Genomic DNA, 533 nt, shown 5'->3' with positions numbered 1-533 from the left:
GTTGTAGCGGCTTCGCTGTTGATCTGAACCATATACACTCCGGAGGCAAGTGCTGAGACGTCGATAGACAGCTCACTTCCCATATTTCGAAGGTCGATAGTGTTGATCAGCTTACCATTCATGTCATAGATCATGGCGTTGTCCAGCAGGATGTTAGAACCGTTAGCAAGGATCACCTGATCGCTGGCTGGGTTCGGGTACATACTGATGGCTGTATTTAGATCATTGTCGGTGTTACCAAGGATACTCTCGATAGTAAGTTCGAAAGTACAGCAGGTCTCATTACCATACTCATCGGTAGAACAAACACTCACTGTGTAGGTACCGTCACCTAGTAATGTACCTGGTGCTGGGTCCTGAGTGAATATTGTCAATGGATCAGTACAGTTGTCGACCGCTGTCGCGTCCCCGTCTGCCCAGTAGTCTGGTACTTCGTAGAACAGGTTACCTGGTCCCGGATCGATGGTTTGATCATCAAGACAAGTTACTTCAGGTCCTAATAGGTCTACCACAGTGATCATGGACTGACATGC

At 47.8% G+C, this 533-nt stretch carries 1 protein-coding gene; it reads right to left on the bottom strand.

Annotated elements, in window-relative coordinates:
* The coding region (locus J1N09_RS15405; protein WP_265201172.1) for a T9SS type A sorting domain-containing protein at positions 1–533 on the bottom strand (533 nt) is incomplete at both ends.

Origin of the sequence: Aureitalea sp. L0-47 (assembly GCF_026126405.1) — a bacterium.
GTDB lineage: Bacteria > Bacteroidota > Bacteroidia > Flavobacteriales > Flavobacteriaceae > Pukyongia.
Note: the sequence above shows the minus strand (reverse complement) of the source record. Positions and strands in the feature narration are given on the sequence as shown.